The organism is Polaromonas jejuensis NBRC 106434, from assembly GCF_001598235.1.
GTDB lineage: Bacteria > Pseudomonadota > Gammaproteobacteria > Burkholderiales > Burkholderiaceae_C > Polaromonas > Polaromonas jejuensis.
This window is the reverse complement of record NZ_BCYO01000002.1, coordinates 289,237-303,592: the sequence shown is the minus strand read 5'-3', so window position 1 is coordinate 303,592 and position 14,356 is coordinate 289,237. Positions and strand designations below refer to the sequence as shown.

At 62.1% G+C, this 14,356-nt stretch carries 17 protein-coding genes; 2 read left to right on the top strand and 15 right to left on the bottom strand.

Features of this window, described 5'->3' with window-relative positions:
* Positions 1 to 8: 8 nt before the first annotated feature.
* From PJE01S_RS03925 to PJE01S_RS03885, 9 genes are all read right to left on the bottom strand, one after another.
* Positions 9 to 1,340: a TAXI family TRAP transporter solute-binding subunit gene (locus tag PJE01S_RS03925; RefSeq protein WP_068831946.1), complete on the bottom strand. Its 1,332-nt coding sequence runs from the start codon at positions 1,338 to 1,340 to the stop codon at positions 9 to 11.
* Between the two features lie 167 nt (positions 1,341 to 1,507).
* Positions 1,508 to 1,795: a copper-binding protein gene (locus tag PJE01S_RS03920; protein WP_068831819.1), complete on the bottom strand. Its 288-nt coding sequence runs from the start codon at positions 1,793 to 1,795 to the stop codon at positions 1,508 to 1,510.
* A gap of 11 nt (positions 1,796 to 1,806) precedes the next feature.
* Positions 1,807 to 2,316: a DUF411 domain-containing protein gene (locus PJE01S_RS03915; protein ID WP_068831818.1), complete on the bottom strand. Its 510-nt coding sequence runs from the start codon at positions 2,314 to 2,316 to the stop codon at positions 1,807 to 1,809.
* A gap of 26 nt (positions 2,317 to 2,342) precedes the next feature.
* The gene (locus PJE01S_RS03910) at positions 2,343 to 2,852 is read right to left on the bottom strand and encodes a cupredoxin domain-containing protein (RefSeq protein WP_084389340.1); all 510 of its coding nucleotides are present in this window, start codon (positions 2,850 to 2,852) and stop codon (positions 2,343 to 2,345) included.
* 57 nt (positions 2,853 to 2,909) lie between these two features.
* Positions 2,910 to 4,322 carry a multicopper oxidase family protein gene (locus PJE01S_RS03905; protein ID WP_068831816.1) on the bottom strand — a complete coding sequence of 471 codons (1,413 nt, stop codon included), beginning with the start codon at positions 4,320 to 4,322 and terminating at the stop codon, positions 2,910 to 2,912.
* 30 nt (positions 4,323 to 4,352) lie between these two features.
* Positions 4,353 to 5,771, bottom strand: a complete 1,419-nt coding sequence (locus PJE01S_RS03900; protein ID WP_068831815.1) for a TolC family protein — start codon at positions 5,769 to 5,771, stop codon at positions 4,353 to 4,355.
* Positions 5,772 to 5,782: 11 nt separating this feature from the next.
* Complete coding sequence (locus PJE01S_RS03895) at positions 5,783 to 6,136, bottom strand: hypothetical protein (RefSeq protein ID WP_157090214.1); 354 nt, start codon at positions 6,134 to 6,136, stop codon at positions 5,783 to 5,785.
* Positions 6,137 to 6,247: 111 nt separating this feature from the next.
* Positions 6,248 to 6,706, bottom strand: a complete 459-nt coding sequence (locus tag PJE01S_RS03890; protein ID WP_068831813.1) for a hypothetical protein — start codon at positions 6,704 to 6,706, stop codon at positions 6,248 to 6,250.
* A gap of 22 nt (positions 6,707 to 6,728) precedes the next feature.
* Entirely contained in the window at positions 6,729 to 7,388 is a 660-nt protein-coding gene (locus PJE01S_RS03885; RefSeq protein WP_068831812.1) for a cation efflux transmembrane domain-containing protein, read from the bottom strand.
* A gap of 87 nt (positions 7,389 to 7,475) precedes the next feature.
* Here PJE01S_RS03885 and PJE01S_RS03880 point away from each other — a divergent pair, with 87 nt between their 5' ends.
* On the top strand, positions 7,476 to 7,961 hold the full coding sequence (locus PJE01S_RS03880; RefSeq protein WP_068831811.1) for a Cd(II)/Pb(II)-responsive transcriptional regulator: 486 nt from the start codon (positions 7,476 to 7,478) through the stop codon (positions 7,959 to 7,961).
* Positions 7,962 to 8,001: 40 nt separating this feature from the next.
* On the opposite strand, the gene PJE01S_RS03875 is transcribed toward PJE01S_RS03880, so the two are convergent.
* The 6 genes from PJE01S_RS03875 to PJE01S_RS03850 form a co-directional block, all read right to left on the bottom strand.
* Complete coding sequence (locus tag PJE01S_RS03875; RefSeq protein ID WP_068831810.1) at positions 8,002 to 8,280, bottom strand: hypothetical protein; 279 nt, start codon at positions 8,278 to 8,280, stop codon at positions 8,002 to 8,004.
* 88 nt (positions 8,281 to 8,368) lie between these two features.
* Positions 8,369 to 9,112 (bottom strand): amino acid ABC transporter ATP-binding protein, encoded by a 744-nt coding sequence (locus PJE01S_RS03870; RefSeq protein ID WP_068831809.1) that lies wholly within the window; start codon positions 9,110 to 9,112, stop codon positions 8,369 to 8,371.
* A complete protein-coding gene (locus PJE01S_RS03865) occupies positions 9,102 to 9,752 on the bottom strand; it encodes an amino acid ABC transporter permease (RefSeq protein WP_068831808.1) in 651 nt (216 codons plus the stop codon). The genes PJE01S_RS03870 and PJE01S_RS03865 overlap by 11 nt, the downstream gene beginning before the upstream one ends.
* 2 nt (positions 9,753 to 9,754) lie before the next feature.
* On the bottom strand, positions 9,755 to 10,417 hold the full coding sequence (locus tag PJE01S_RS03860) for an amino acid ABC transporter permease (RefSeq protein WP_068831807.1): 663 nt from the start codon (positions 10,415 to 10,417) through the stop codon (positions 9,755 to 9,757).
* Positions 10,418 to 10,485: 68 nt separating this feature from the next.
* Positions 10,486 to 11,277, bottom strand: coding sequence for a transporter substrate-binding domain-containing protein (locus PJE01S_RS03855; RefSeq protein ID WP_068831806.1), 792 nt, complete (start codon positions 11,275 to 11,277; stop codon positions 10,486 to 10,488).
* Positions 11,278 to 11,303: 26 nt separating this feature from the next.
* Entirely contained in the window at positions 11,304 to 12,086 is a 783-nt protein-coding gene (locus PJE01S_RS03850) for a GntR family transcriptional regulator (protein WP_068831805.1), read from the bottom strand.
* A 331-nt stretch (positions 12,087 to 12,417) separates the two neighbouring features.
* Here PJE01S_RS03850 and PJE01S_RS03845 point away from each other — a divergent pair, with 331 nt between their 5' ends.
* On the top strand, positions 12,418 to 14,178 hold the full coding sequence (locus PJE01S_RS03845) for a long-chain fatty acid--CoA ligase (protein WP_245660583.1): 1,761 nt from the start codon (positions 12,418 to 12,420) through the stop codon (positions 14,176 to 14,178).
* Positions 14,179 to 14,356: the final 178 nt, after the last annotated feature.

Genomic DNA, 14,356 nt, shown 5'->3' with positions numbered 1-14,356 from the left:
GCGGCAGGCTACGGCCTTTGCAGCTTTCTGCGCACCAGATGGATATTGCTGCGCAGCGCATAGAGCTCGTTGGTGTAAGACAGGGGCACGCTGATTTTTTCGGCCCGGCGTTCCAGGTTGTTGAGCTCTTCGAGCAAAGCGCTGGTGTTCGGCGTATCGCTGGTGCGTTCAATGCGGTTTTCTATGTCCCTGAGCTGGCCGTACCACCTGAAAATGCGTGAGCGCACACGAAACGCATACAAGGGCGGAATGATGCGCGACAGCGGCAGCATGATCGCCAGGATGATACCCATCACCAGCCACATGCGCTCCACCAGGTTGGCGACCCAGAAGGGCAGGTAGCGCTGCAAAAAAGGCTTGCCGCTTTTGATGCCGCGTTCGGCCTCGGCTGAAATCGGCAGTTCGTTGTTCTCCAGTTTGGGGTATTCGCGGGCCCGCTTGAACCAGCCGGCGCTGCCATGGATCTGGTTGCCCGCCTGCACAAACAGCTGCAGCAAGGCCGGGTGCGTGCCCTTGCGGCTGACGAGCGCGGTGGTGGGGGCCACCAGCCGCACATCCTGCGGCGGAATGTTGGCCGCCAGGTCCACCACGCCGCGTGGCAGCACGACCGGGCTCAGAAAGGCAAAGCGTCGCGCGTAGGCCTCGCTTTGCGGGAAATCCATGAGCTTGACGCCGGGTGTCTGCAGCAGCATCTGCACCATCAGTGATTCCGGTGCCGAGGCAAACACGATGGCGTCGAGCTTGCCTTCCAGGAAGTCCACCGTGGCGGGCGTCTGTTCAAGCTTGGAAAGCTCCAGGGTGGACAGGTCCACCTTGTTGCTGGCCAGCAGCTTGTTCATCAGGCTGGGAATGCCGCTGCCGGCGGTGCCGATGTTCACGCGCAGGCCCTGCAGTTGCGTCAGCGCATCCAGTGAAGCACCCTTGCCTGCCGATTTAGGCACGGCGCCCTCCCGGTAAAAAAGCCATACCGGTTCCACAAACAGGCTGCCCAGCGACTCCAGCTTGTCTTCGTCTTCGGGTTGCATCTCGCTGGTGCCGCCTTGCACAAATCCCAGGTCCGCCTTGCCTTCGCGCAGCAGCTGCAGGTTGTGGGCCGAGCCCTGGGAGGGCAGCAGGGTGACGTCGATGCCGTCTTCGGCCAGCAGCCTGGCGTAGCGCTTGCCGAATTCCTCGTAGGCGCTTTGCGCCGGCCCGGTGGCCAGTGTGACCCGCTTGGGCGGGTTCGGGTCCAGCCACAAGTAGGCCAGCAGCAGCAAGCCGACGGCCAGCACAATGAACGGCCCGACCGAGATGGCCAGATCGCGCAGCGACAGCAGGGTGTAGCGTATGGTTTTGGGCATGTAGCTAACCATAGCATGAGGCGCCGCCGGCCTTTTCGCTCAAGCCATTTCAATTGATAGAAAAGGCCTGAAGCCCATTATTTATGGGCGAATGTAGCTATTTTAATGATAGCGTTTCGGTGGTCGGAATGCCTTGGGTGGCGGCTGGCGCCGCCCCCTGGCGCTGACTATTTTCGTGGTTCGATCGAGAGAACGGTGAATGCGCCGTTGATCTGGTCCACGGTGACGTTGACCTTGTCGCCCGCCTTCGCCTTGTCGAGCAGTGCCGGGTCTTTCACCTGAAACACCATGGTCATGCCCGGCATGTCGAGGTTTTTGATCTCGCCATGCTTGAGGGTGATCTTGCCGGCGTTTTTGTCGATCTTGCGGACTTCGGCCTCGGTCAGGGGCAAGGCGGCCTGCGCAAAAGCAGCGCAAGCCAGGAAGGCGGTGATCAGAGGGGTTATGCGTTTCATGAGGGATTCTTTCAGGAGCGGTTGTAGCTTTGGTAAACAGTGGTGCTGCCATCACGCTGGATGAGCTGCACGTCATAGGGGTCTTTGCGCCCGCCATAAATGGGCGCGTCCATACCCGGTGAGCCGACCGGCATGCCGGGGACGGCCAGGCCTATGGCCGATGGGCGCTCTTTCAAAAGGCGGTGAATTTCGCGGGCCGGAACGTGTCCTTCGATGGCGTAGCCGGCCACCGGTGTGCCGGTTTTTGCGTCAATCTTCGCACCGACCTGTGCGGTGTGGCATGAGCCCAGTTTTTCGGGCACGCCCAGCCGGGTTCTGGCCGCGGTGTTGCCGCTGTCGTGAACACGTACCTGAAAGCCGTTGGCCTCCAGGTGTTTCACCCAGTCCTTGCAGCAGCCGCAGTCGGGGTCTTTCCAGACCTCGATGGCAGGGCGCGTTTGGGCTGACAGTGGCATGCCCATGGCGGTGCCGCCGGTGCCGGCCAACACCGCCATGGCTTTGATGAATAAACGTTTGCGCATGGAAATCTCCTGTGAAGGTCAAGAAGCTAGCGTGAAGCTACCACAGTGACTTTGCCGGTCATGCCGGCCTGGTAATGGCCTGCAATCAGGCAGGCAAAGTCAAAGGTGCCGGGTTTGTTGAATGTCCAGATGATTTCGCCTGTTTTACCCGGCCCGACGTGCGCCATGTAGGGCTCTTCATGCGCCATGGTCGGGAATTTCATCATCAGTGCTGCATGCGCCTCCAGGTCTTTTGGGGTGCCGATCACCATTTCGTGCAGGGTCTGGCCACCGTTTTTGATGACGAACCTGATGGTCTCGCCTTGCTTGACGTCGATCTTGTCGGGCGTAAAGCGCATGTTGTCCGTCATGGTGAAGGTAATGGTTCGGTTGACGGCCTTGGCATCGCCGGCGATGCCCCATTCTTTTTGTTCCTTCTTGACTGGGCCGGATTTTTTGGCGTGTGTTTCATCGCCGTGGGCGGCGGCGATGCCGCTGGCGCCGGCAATCAGGGTGGCCATAAGCGTGGCCAGAAGGGAGGAGGTCATTTTTTTCATGGTTCTTTCGTTTTAAAAGGAAGGGAACAGGAGGTTGAAGAAAAAGCGATCAGGTGATCAATGTTTCATGTTGCCCATAGGTTTGCGCACTTGGACTTCGACTTCTTTCGCTGGCATGTTCTGCACGGGCATGGATTTGCCCCCCTCTGCCGCAAAGCGCGCAGGGTTAGGCAATGCGCCTGTCCACTCGTAGGCCACTTCGCCTGCCGGGTGCTTGTACCAGCCCGGGTCTTTGTAGTCGCCGGGCTTTTGGTCTTTGCGCACCTTGACCATGCTGAACATGCCGCCCATCTCAACCGAGCCGAACGGGCCGGCGCCGGTCATCATGGGCGCAGTGTTGTCGGGCAAAGGCATTTCCATCTCGCCCATGTCGGCCATGCCGCGCTCGCCCATCACCATGTAGTCGGGGATGACGTTGGTGATGTCGCGCACGACTTTTCGGTGGTCCACGCCAATCATGGTCGGCACGTCGTGGCCCATGGCGTTCATGGTGTGGTGGCTCTTGTGGCAATGAAAGGCCCAGTCGCCTTCTTCGTCGGCCAGGAACTCGATTTGCCGCATCTGGCCCACTGCCACATCGGTCGTCACCTCGGGCCAGCGGGTCGATTTCGGCGTGGGGCCGCCGTCCGTGCCCGTCACCAAAAACTCATGTCCGTGCAAGTGCATAGGGTGGTTGGTCATGGTCAGGTTGCCGATGCGGATGCGCACCTTGTCGTTCTTGCGCACCACCAGCGGGTCAATGCCCGGAAAGACCCGGCTGTTCCAGCTCCAGAGGTTGAAGTCGAGCATGGTCATGATCTTGGGCGTGTAGGCGCCGGGATCGATGTCGTAGGCATTGAGCAGGAACACGAAATCGCGGTTGACCTCATCGATCAGCGGATGCCTGGCCTTGGGGTGCGTGATCCAGAAACCCATCATGCCCATGGCCATCTGCGTCATCTCGTCGGCATGCGGGTGGTACATAAAGGTGCCTGGGCGGCGTGCGACAAACTCGTAGACAAAGGTCTTGCCTGCCGGAATGGCCGGCTGCGTCAGGCCCGACACGCCATCCATGCCGTTGGGCAGTCGTTGGCCATGCCAGTGCACGCTGGTGTGCTCCGTCAGCTTGTTGGTCACAAAGATGCGCACCCGGTCGCCTTCCACCACCTCGATGGTGGGCCCCGGTGACTGGCCGTTGTAGCCCCACAGATGCGCCTTGAAGCCGGGCGACATCTCGCGCACCACGGGTTCGGCCACCAGGTGGAATTCCTTCACGCCATTGTTCATGCGCCAGGGCAGCGTCCAGCCGTTGAGGGTGACCACCGGGTTGTAGGGGCGGCCGGTGCTGGGCACCAGGGGCGGCATGGTGTCGGGCTTGGTCTGGAGTATGGGCTCGGGCAGTGCCGCCATGGCAACCCGACTGACCGCCGCGGCGCAGGCGGCCGTCGTCAGTGCGCCAGCGCCTGTCAAAAAATTTCTTCTGTTCGTCATATGAATTCCGTTATCAGGTTGTGCGGGCCATCAGTGACCGGCGGCTTCGCCAGCAGCACCGGCAGCAGGCGCGGCCATCATCGTGGCGGTCGGCTTGCCGATCATGGAGGCTGCAAGTGCGGCATCGGCGAGCCAGAACTGCTGGCAGGCGTTGATGGCAGCCGTCACGCTGGAGATCTGGTCGCGGTTATCGGCCAGCAGTTCGAACACGCCTATCAGCATGCCGTTGTAGCGAAGCAGGTTTTCTTCGGCCATGGTCTTGCGTAGCGGCACGATCTCATCGCGGTAGTGGCGCGCCACGTCGTAGGCGGTGCGATAGGCCGAATAGCTTTCCCGCAGTTGCGACGACGCCCCGCGAACCGTGCTCTCGTAGCGGTTGGCTGCCGCCAGCGACTGCGCGTTCATGGCATCTCGCTTCGCAGAACCCCAATCGAAGATCGGCAGGCGTATCCCCAACTCGTAGCCCTTGCGCGGCGTGCTGGTGCCTGCCGCGTTGTCAAACACCGTGTCGCGGCGAATGCCAAGTTCCACGTCAACCAGGCTGGTGATCAGGTTCAAGCCTTGTGATTTACCGGCGACATCCAGTTGATGGCGCGCCATCTGGACATCCAGGCGTTGTTGCGTGGCGTTGGCGCTCACAACACCGGCCTGGCGCGGCTCCTTGGGCAAGTCGGGCAGACGCTCAGGCAGCTTGAGTTGCGCGGCTTGTTCGTCCGTCAAACCCAGTTGGCGCGTCAACTCTTCACGGGCGGCGGTGGCCGCATGCCGGCTTGACGCCAGTTGCGCCACGGCATCGGCATAAAAAACCTGCTGGCGGGCCCGCTGCAGCCTGGTGAAATTGCCCACCTGCTGCATGCGCTTGGCCAGTTCGGCACTCGCCTGTGCGCTGCGGTTGACCTGATTGGCATATTCCAGGGTCTGCCGTGCGGCGACGGCGCGTACCCAGGACTGGCGCACTTGCGTGACTTGTTCGACCACGCTGGCGCTGAGTTGTACCTTGGCCTGCGCGATCTGGCCGCGCGAAATGGCCACGCGTTGCGGCAACGTCAGCAAATCCAGCAGGCCAAACGACAGCAAGCGGTTCAGTTCAAGCTCGCTGCCAAAGGTAGTCCGTTCAAAGGTGAAGAGCGGGTTGGCGATACGACCCATCTGATTCGCCGAAGCCATGTCGGCCCAACTTTGGGCGAGCAGGGATTGCACGGCCGGGCTGTTGGACAGGGCCAGTTGCACCGCATCCTCCATGCTGAGTGGCTTGGCCAGCAGCTCGCTGCTCAGCCTGGCTCTGGCTTGCCCTTGCTGCTCGGTGCGGCTGAGCTCAAGCTTGCCTTGGGTAAAGCCGCTGGTGGAGTCGTTGGTTGCAGACACTGCCTGATCAATATTGACAGAAGCACAGCCTGCCAGCACAAGGGTGGCGGTGGCCACCGCGCCCCATCGAAAAATCGTTCTCATCGTTGGCTCTTTCACGGTTTGGCGTGTCCGGCGTGTGGGTCGGGCGGGGTCGCGGCATCTGGCACCTGCGGTCTGGCCCCGGACTCGCGCTGGCTGGCCTCTTTGGCGTAAGTACGCCAGCCACCAATGCGGGCCGTGGTGTCATTGGCCTCTTTCCAGTTGACGGTTTTTTCGTCGGTGTAGGGCTGGTAGCCGTCCAGAGCAGAGTGGTAGGCCGCAGGTGCCGCCAGGGCTGATGGGGGGGCGGGTGGTGCTGGCGGTAAAGCAGCTGCCGAAACCTGTGCCATGGCGGCGGTGCTCCACAGGGGTAGCAGCAATACCGCAAGCCAGGTGTGCGGGTTTGTTGAAGTCAATCGAAGGCTCACAAGATCTCCTGAAATACATGCGTCTGCGATGCCAGGCATCGCGCTTGTACGGGCAGGCGGGCTTCAAACCCGCGCCGGACGGCAGGTACAGACCCAATACGGGCCTGGGGATCAGGAAATCGGGGGTTTTTGGCCCAGTGCGGCTTCAGCACTGGCAAATTGGGCTGCCAGCGAATGTGGCAGCGTGGGCGAATTGACAACGAGGTTCAAGTCGGCGGTGCTTGAAGACAAGCCGACCGTGTGGCAAGCCTGGCAGGCGGCGCAAGCCCCGCAGTGTCCGTCCGTCAGGTGAGAGGAGGCGTCATCGGGCGCGTGACCCGCGCAGTCGTCAATGGCCTGCGCCTCGTGCGTGTGATTTGCTGCCTGCAGCTCATGGACCCGGTCTGGCATCGCTATTTCATGATGAAAATGCGTCTCAGCCCTTGTTTCATGGGTGTCTACTGCTATGTTTTTTGTAGCGGATGACGGGTGCTGCAGCTGGGCCAGTGCCATTTCCGTCGCCATCGCATCCCCGACCCAGCCGCGCAGGGGCAGCAGGACGATCATGAGCGCGAAGAGCAGAAAACGCATCGGTAAATGATAACCGATGGGATTAAAAGCCCTGATGTTCAGTGGCGGCCTGCGGTACCGGCTTGAGGGTCTTGAGTTCCCGCCGCGCCTGGCGCATCACGGTCCAGCCGCTGGTGATGGCCAGGCCTGCCATCACGCCTGCCACGGCCAGGTCGGGCCAGGCCGAGCCGGTGCCGAACACGCCCAGCGCCGCCGCCATCACGGCCAGGTTGCCCAGCGCGTCATTGCGTGAACACAGCCAGACGCTGCGCATGTTGGCATCGCCCTCGCGCCAGGCATAGAGCATGAGGGCGACCGCGCCGTTGGCCAGCAGCGCCAGCAAGCCGATGCCGCCCATGGTGAAGGCCTCGGGCACGCCGCCTTGGGTGAACATCCACAACGCCCGGGCCATCACACACAGGCCAAACACCAGCATGCTGCCGCCCTTGAGCCATGCCGCGCGCGCGCGCCAGAGCCCGCCCATAGACAACACCACCAGCGTCACGGCGTAGTTGGCCGAGTCGCCAAAAAAATCGATGGCATCAGCCAGCAGGGACGCCGAACCGGCGCGCAAGCCGGCGCCGATCTCGAGCATGAACATGGCCAGGTTGATGGCCAGCGCGATCCAGAGAATTTTCCGGTAGCGCGAGTGGCTGGTCCCGGCTTCGGTGGCGGGGTGGTCGTGGGGGCAGTGGGCTGACATCGGGTTTCCTTTGTTCTTCGCGGTTTCTTCGTGCTTTTTGAATCAGTGGCATCATTGGAAACCTTCAAGCCACTTCAAGGTCAAGCGATGGCATCCACAAACCCGCAAGCGCCCAGGGGTTATCAGATCGGCGAGGCGGCCGCCTTGAGCGGCGTGTCGGCCGCCAACATCCGGTTTTATGAGAAGGAAAAGCTCCTCAGCCCGCATGGGAGGAGCGAGAACAGCTACCGTTTTTATAGCAAGGGCGATGTGCACCAGCTGCGCTTCATCCGCTTTTGCCGCGCCATGGACATGTCGCTGGACGAGGTGCGCACGCTGCTGGGGCTGGACCTGACCCGCAAGGCCGACTGCGACGCGGCGCGTGACGCCCTCGACGGCCACCTGGCGCATGTGCGCGCCCGCCTGGCGGAGTTGCGGGCCCTGGAAAAAGACCTGAAGGCCTTGCGCGACCGCTGCGACGGCACGGACGCCCGTTGCCACATCATCGAAGCGCTGCATGAGCGCGCCGATGCACTGCCGGCGCAGGACCACGTTGGCGACGGCCGGCCCGCCGGCGTGAAGCGCCACGTCTGATGGCCGCCAATCGTGTACCCGCGCCCTTGGGTACAGGCGCTCAGGCTTTTTGAAGCTGCAACTGTGCCTTGTCCAGCCACAGCTGCAGGCTGTCCAGCAAGTCTTTCCGGCTGAAGGAGCAGCTTTCCTCGGTGAACAGGGCGCTGGACTCCAGCCGGTCCAGCAGCTGCATCAGCACTTCGTGAAAACGCGGTGGCAGCGTGGCCTCAAGCGCCGGCTGGCTTTGCGCCAGCTGCGAGAAGGCAGCCACGGTCAGGGTGTCGGCCCGCAGTTGCTGCAGGGCGTCCTGCATGCGGGCAAGTTGCGCCTGGGGCGTCATGTCGGTGTTTGAAAATCAGGCGATTACAGGGCAGCTTGTGCCAGGCCGACGGTCTTGGTGGCGCTGGCAATAGGCGATTCACCGTAGTTTATTGAATCATCCCGAGAAACTGTTTCAGCTCGGGCGTTTGCGGGTTGGTAAACACTTCGTCGGGCGCGCCTATCTCATGTACCCGGCCTTGGTGCATGAACACCACGCGGTCGCACACCTTGCGGGCGAAATTCATTTCGTGCGTCACCATCAGCAGGGTCATGCCTTCGTCGGCCAGGCTTTCGACCACGCGCAGCACTTCACCCACGAGTTCGGGGTCCAGGGCCGAGGTGATCTCGTCGCACAGCAGCACCGAGGGCTGCATGGCCAGTGCGCGGGCAATCGCCACGCGCTGCTGTTGCCCGCCTGAGAGCTGATCGGGCCAGGATTCAAATTTTTCGGCCAGGCCCACGCGCTGCAGCAGCGCCTTGGCTTGCGTTTCGGCGGGCGCGCCCGAGGTCTTTTTGACCAGCGTGGGCGCCAGCATGATGTTTTTTCCCACCGTCAGGTGCGGAAACAGGTTAAAGCTCTGAAAGATCATGCCGACGCGCTGGCGCAAATCGCGCATCACTTGCGGGTTGTCATGCAGCAGGTGCTTGCCATCGACCCGCAAGGTGCCGCTCTGAAACTCTTCCAGGCCATTGATGCAGCGCAGCAGCGTGCTTTTGCCCGAGCCGCTTTTGCCGATGATGGCAATCACCTCGCCGGCCTTGACGTCGAGGTCAATGCCTTTCAAGACCTCATTGCTGCCAAAGCTTTTGCGCAGCTGGTTGATCTCAACGAGTGTCTTTTCAGCGTTCATTTTTCAGTTTCCTCTCCAGTTGGCGGGCATACAAAGACACCGGAAAACACAGTGCGAAATACATCAGCGCCACGCAGCTGTACACCACAAAGGGTTTGAAGGTGGCGTTGGTGATCATGGTGCCGGCCTTGGTCAGCTCGATAAAGCCGATTACCGAAGCCAGTGCCGTTCCCTTGATCACCTGCACCAGAAACCCGACGGTGGGTGGCACGGCAATCCGGACGGCCTGCGGCAGCACGATGTGGCGCAACTGCTCGCCAAAATTCAGGGCCAGGCTTTTTGCCGCTTCCCATTGGCCCTTGGGGATGGCATCGACGCAGCCGCGCCAGATTTCGGTCAGGTAGGCGCTGGTGTAGAAGGTGAGTGCCAGGGCCGCAGCGATCCAGGCCGAGGTGTTGATGCCGAACAGCGCCAGGCCAAAATAGGCCAGGAACAGCTGCATCAGCAGCGGCGTGCCCTGAAACAGCTGGACATAAGCGCTGACGGCCCGCCCGGCGCCGCGCACACCCGAGAGCCGCGCAATCAGCAGCAACAGGCCGACGATGCCGCCGCCGACAAACGCGATCAGCGACAGCGCCACCGTCCAGCGCAGGGCCAGCAGCAGATTGCGAAAAATATCCCAGAGTGTGAAGTCAATCATGCTTATCTACCGAAGACAAAACGCGAGCCCAACCAATTCAGCAGTTTGCGTGCCACCATGGACAGCAAGAGGTAAATCAGCGTGGCGATGATGAAGGCCTCAAAGGCGCGGAAATTGCGGCTCTGGATCAGGTTGGCGCCGTAGCTCAACTCCTGCACCGAGATCTGCCCGCAGACCGCTGAACCCAGCATCACGATGATGATCTGGCTCACCAGCGCAGGCCAGACCTTGCGCAGCGCTGGCGGCAGCACCACCCGCACAAAAGTCTGCGTGCGGTTCAATGCCAGGCTCAGCGCCGCTTCAATCTGCCCTCTGGGTGTGGCCTCTATGCCCGCCCGAATGATCTCGCAGGAATAAGCCCCCAGATTGATCACCATGGCAATGACCGAGGCGGTTTCCGGCGACAGCTTGACGCCGGCGGCAGGCAGGCCGAAAAACACAAAAAACAGCTGGACGATGAAGGGCGTGTTGCGGATCAGTTCAACATACACACCCACCATCCATTGCAGCCAGCGCTGCCCGTGGGCGCGGGCCCAGGCACAGGCGATGCCGATGGCCACGCCCAGCACGGTGGAGACCGCCGTGAGGCCCAGCGTCCAGACCACGCCCTTGGCCAGCATGGGCCACTCGGCAAGCACCGCAGGAAAATCAAGTTCTATGAGCATGCTGAAAATCTCATGATGGGCTGCGGCTGGGCAGGTTCAGCCGCAGCGACCGGTGATGAAAGGCGGCATCAAAGTGGCAGGTCGCCGGCAGGCCGGCCCAGCCATTTCACGGCGATCTTGTCGAGGTCGCCCGATTTCTTGGCGTCGCTGAGGATTTCATTGATCCTGGTGCGCAGCTTGTCTTCGCCCTTGGCCACGCCAATGAAGTTGGGCGAGTCTTTCAGGACGAACTTGTATTCGGTTCCGAGCTGCGGGTTCTTGCTCATCATGCTGCCTGCGACCTGGGCGCTGGTGGCCAGCAACTGAACCTGGCCTGCAACGAAGGCGGCCACGGTGGAGTTGTTGTCTTCAAAACGGCGCATTTCGGTGCTGGAGGGGGCGATCTTGGTGAGTTCCATGTCATCCACCGAGCCGCGGGTGACTGAAATCGACTTGCCGGCCAGGTCGGGCGCGCCCTTGACGGCCAGCGTCTTGGGTCCGAACACGGCGATGAAGAAGGGCGAATAGGCGATGGTGAAGTCCACCACTTTTTCGCGCTCGGGGTTTTTCCCGAGGGTCGAGATCACGAGGTCTGCCTTTTTGGTTTGCAGATAAGGGACGCGGTTGGCCGTGGTGACCGGGATCAGTTCGACCTTCACGCCCAGCTTGCTGGCGATGTATTGCGCCACATCAATGTCCAGGCCTTGCGGCTTGAGGTCGGTGCCGACCGAGCCATAAGGCGGGAAGTCGGTGGGAATGGCGATCTTGATTTCTTTGGCTTTGAGCACATCGTCCAGTGCGGTTTGCGCATGGATGCCAGAGGCGGCTAGCAGGGCGGCGGCTGCCATGCCGAGAGAAAAGAGACGTTTGCTTGATTTCATGACACAGCTCCTAGGTGGTTTGACGATTATTCAGACAGCGGGGCCAAGCGCTGATCGGGTTTTCCATTACTTTTGTATTTTATATTTTGTATACATATTTCGTTTCGTTTGGCGCTGCTGGTCGCAGCTGCGTCGGGCAGAGCCTGCAACGGCCTCAAGGCGCTGCGCAGCTGCGCCAGCGGGTTAGCGTCGGCCTGCAGCCTTAGCGTGGCCTGCACGCTGCCGATGTGTTTTTGCATGAGCTTTTCAGCCAGCACCAGATCGCCCTGTTCCAGCGCCAGTACGATCTGCACATGCTCTTCGCAGGATTGGGCGGCATCGTGCGAGGACTGGTAGAGCATGGCAATCAGCGTGGTGCGCGCCGTGAAGTCGCGCAGGGTATCGGCCAGCAGGCTGTTGCCCAGGCATTCGGCCAGGCACACATGAAAGTCGCCGAGTAAGAAGCTGCGCAGTCCCACGTCGCTACCCTTGACGGCCGCTTTCTCGCGGCTGAGGTGGCTTTTGAGTTGTTTGATGGCGGCTTTGTTGACCTCAGCAGTGCAGCGGATCAGGCCCATCTCTATCACGCGGCGAGCCTCGAAGGCTTCGCGGGCATCCTCCTGCGAGGGTTCAATGACATACCAGCCACGCCGCGCACTCACGGTGACGATGCCGCGGGTAGCCAGCCGGGTGAGGGCTTCACGCACGACCGTGCGGCTGCAGTCGAACAGCATGGCCAGTTGCTGCTCACCCAGACGCGCGCCGGGTGCCAGCTTCCGGGCCATGACCGCTTCAAGAATGCGGGTGCTGATGTCGGAAGCCGTTGCCATGCAGGAAACATTGCATATCCCGTGCCAGCCGTTTGCCGCGCAGCAAGGCCTGTTTATTCAACCGGTATACAAGTCTTGTGCACCTGCGTGGTGTGCTGACGATGCGGATGGTGGCGCCCGCGGCGGCACGCGCACCAAGGCGGTGAACGGCTGATGTCGCGTCGACTGGGGTCGCAGGCCTTTATCGTCGCGTATCCGGGGATCAGGTCAGCGGCCATGAAGCCGGGTCACACAGGCGACAAGCGGCGCCACCTTATCAGGTGCATCCCCAGTGTGCGGCGCGCGGGCACCGGCTAGGCTGTGGGGTCCATGTCCTGTCCGGAGCTTTGCTGTGCCCCCTCTTTCTGCCGACCCTACTCTTATCACCCCTGCGGCCCCGCGCCACGACCTGCATTACCAGGTCTGGCCCAAGCGGCTGCCGCGCCGCATCACACCGCCGCAGACCTCGCTGTGGCACAACCTGGCGGTCAGTGCGCTGCGTTTCCCGGACAAGCCGGCACTGGTGTTTTTTGACCGGGTGCTCAGTTATGCCGAGGTGGTACGGCAGGCCGAGCGCCTGGCCGCCACCCTGCACCGGCTGGGCGTGCGCAAGGGCGACCGCGTGCTGCTTGACATGCAGAACTGCCCGCAGTGGGTGATTGCGCACTTTGCGGTCCTCCGGGCCGACGCCGTGGTGGTGCCCGTCAACCCGATGAACCGGGCCGAGGAGCTCAAGCACTACATCACCGACCCGGACGTCAAGGTGGCTATCATCGTGGCCGACCTTGCGTCCGAGCTGGCCAGGGCCAACGCCCAGCTGGCGCCCGAGGAACGGCTGGCGCACCTGATCGTGACGCATTACGGCGACGCCTTTGACATGCAGCCCCAGGGCCAGGGCGATGAGGCGATGCCCGAAGCCTGGCGTGAGTGGCTGGGCACGCAGCATGCGTTGCCCGCGCTGGAGGGCGGCACGGTGATGCGCTGGGCTGATGCCATCGTGGACCGGGGCGAGGGCAGCGAGCCGCCGGCGCACACCGCCACGCCGCAGGACCTGGCGGTGCTGCCCTACACCAGCGGCACCACCGGCCTGCCCAAGGGCTGCATGCACACCCATGCCAGCCTCATGCACAACGCGGTGGCCAGCTGCCTGTGGGGCAACAGCACGTTCGAGAACGTGGTGCTGTCGGTGGTGCCCATGTTCCATATCACCGGCATGGTGTCCGTGATGCATGCGGCGATCTACGGCGGCGCCACGCTGGTCATCATGCCGCGCTGGGACCGCGAACTGGCCGGGCGGCTGATCTCGCGCTGGGGCGTGACGCACTGGACCAACATCCCGACCATGGTGATTGACCTGCTGGCCAGTCCCAACTTTGCCAGCTTTGACTTGAGCAGCCTGGTCTATATCGGCGGCGGCGGGGCGGCCATGCCGCAAGCCGTGGCCCAGCGCCTGTGGGAGCAATACGGCCTGCGCTTTGCCGAAGGCTATGGCCTGACGGAAACCGCTGCGCCTTCGCACAGCAACCCGCCCGATGCGACCAAGCAGCAATGCCTGGGCGTGCCGTTTCTGAGTACCGATGCGCGCGTGATCGACCCGCTGACGCTCCAGGAGGTGCCGCAGGGCGAACAGGGCGAGATCATCATGTGCGGGCCGCAGAACTTCCAGGGCTACTGGAAACGCCCCGAGGCCACGGCGGCCGCTTTCATCGAACTTGACGGCAAGCGTTTCTTTCGTTCCGGCGATCTGGGGCGGGTGGACGAACAGGGCTATTTCTTCATCACCGACCGGCTCAAGCGCATGATCAATGCCTCGGGCTTCAAGGTCTGGCCGGCCGAGGTGGAGGCCTTGATGTTCAAGCACCCGGCCATCCAGGAGGCCTGCATCATCAGTACCAAAGACGCTTACCGCGGTGAAACCGTCAAGGCCGTGGTGGTGCTGCGCGCCGAGGCCAGGGGCAAGACCACCGAAGACGACATCATCAACTGGTGCAAGGACAACATGGCCGCCTACAAATACCCGCGCGTCGTGCAGTTCGTCGATGCGCTGCCGAAAAGCGGCTCGGGCAAGGTGATGTGGCGCGTGCTGCAGGAGGCTGAAAGCGGCGCCGTGTGATGCGGTCATTGGAGAAATAATCTTCAAATAACCATCTGGCCCATATGAGATGGGCGTAGAATGCTATTAAAAGCATAGCGTTTTGGCGATGGGGCCAACGTCCCCGGCTGCCGCCCTGGCCGCGGCAAGCTGAAGGCCAGCAGGCAGCGCCACCCAGCAGCGACGCCTGAGGCCCGGG

Coding starts and splice junctions, on each gene's coding strand:
- PJE01S_RS03870 (WP_068831809.1), bottom strand. CDS start 9,112: ATGAACGCTGAAAAGACACTCGTTGAGATCAACCAGCTGCGCAAAAGC.
- PJE01S_RS03890 (WP_068831813.1), bottom strand. CDS start 6,706: ATGCGTTTTCTGCTCTTCGCGCTCATGATCGTCCTGCTGCCCCTGCGC.
- PJE01S_RS03850 (WP_068831805.1), bottom strand. CDS start 12,086: ATGGCAACGGCTTCCGACATCAGCACCCGCATTCTTGAAGCGGTCATG.
- PJE01S_RS03865 (WP_068831808.1), bottom strand. CDS start 9,752: ATGATTGACTTCACACTCTGGGATATTTTTCGCAATCTGCTGCTGGCC.
- PJE01S_RS03925 (WP_068831946.1), bottom strand. CDS start 1,340: ATGCCCAAAACCATACGCTACACCCTGCTGTCGCTGCGCGATCTGGCC.
- PJE01S_RS03910 (WP_084389340.1), bottom strand. CDS start 2,852: ATGAAAAAAATGACCTCCTCCCTTCTGGCCACGCTTATGGCCACCCTG.
- PJE01S_RS03880 (WP_068831811.1), top strand. CDS start 7,476: ATGGCATCCACAAACCCGCAAGCGCCCAGGGGTTATCAGATCGGCGAG.
- PJE01S_RS03860 (WP_068831807.1), bottom strand. CDS start 10,417: ATGCTCATAGAACTTGATTTTCCTGCGGTGCTTGCCGAGTGGCCCATG.
- PJE01S_RS03905 (WP_068831816.1), bottom strand. CDS start 4,322: ATGACGAACAGAAGAAATTTTTTGACAGGCGCTGGCGCACTGACGACG.
- PJE01S_RS03920 (WP_068831819.1), bottom strand. CDS start 1,795: ATGAAACGCATAACCCCTCTGATCACCGCCTTCCTGGCTTGCGCTGCT.
- PJE01S_RS03885 (WP_068831812.1), bottom strand. CDS start 7,388: ATGTCAGCCCACTGCCCCCACGACCACCCCGCCACCGAAGCCGGGACC.
- PJE01S_RS03900 (WP_068831815.1), bottom strand. CDS start 5,771: ATGAGAACGATTTTTCGATGGGGCGCGGTGGCCACCGCCACCCTTGTG.
- PJE01S_RS03855 (WP_068831806.1), bottom strand. CDS start 11,277: ATGAAATCAAGCAAACGTCTCTTTTCTCTCGGCATGGCAGCCGCCGCC.
- PJE01S_RS03915 (WP_068831818.1), bottom strand. CDS start 2,316: ATGCGCAAACGTTTATTCATCAAAGCCATGGCGGTGTTGGCCGGCACC.
- PJE01S_RS03875 (WP_068831810.1), bottom strand. CDS start 8,280: ATGACGCCCCAGGCGCAACTTGCCCGCATGCAGGACGCCCTGCAGCAA.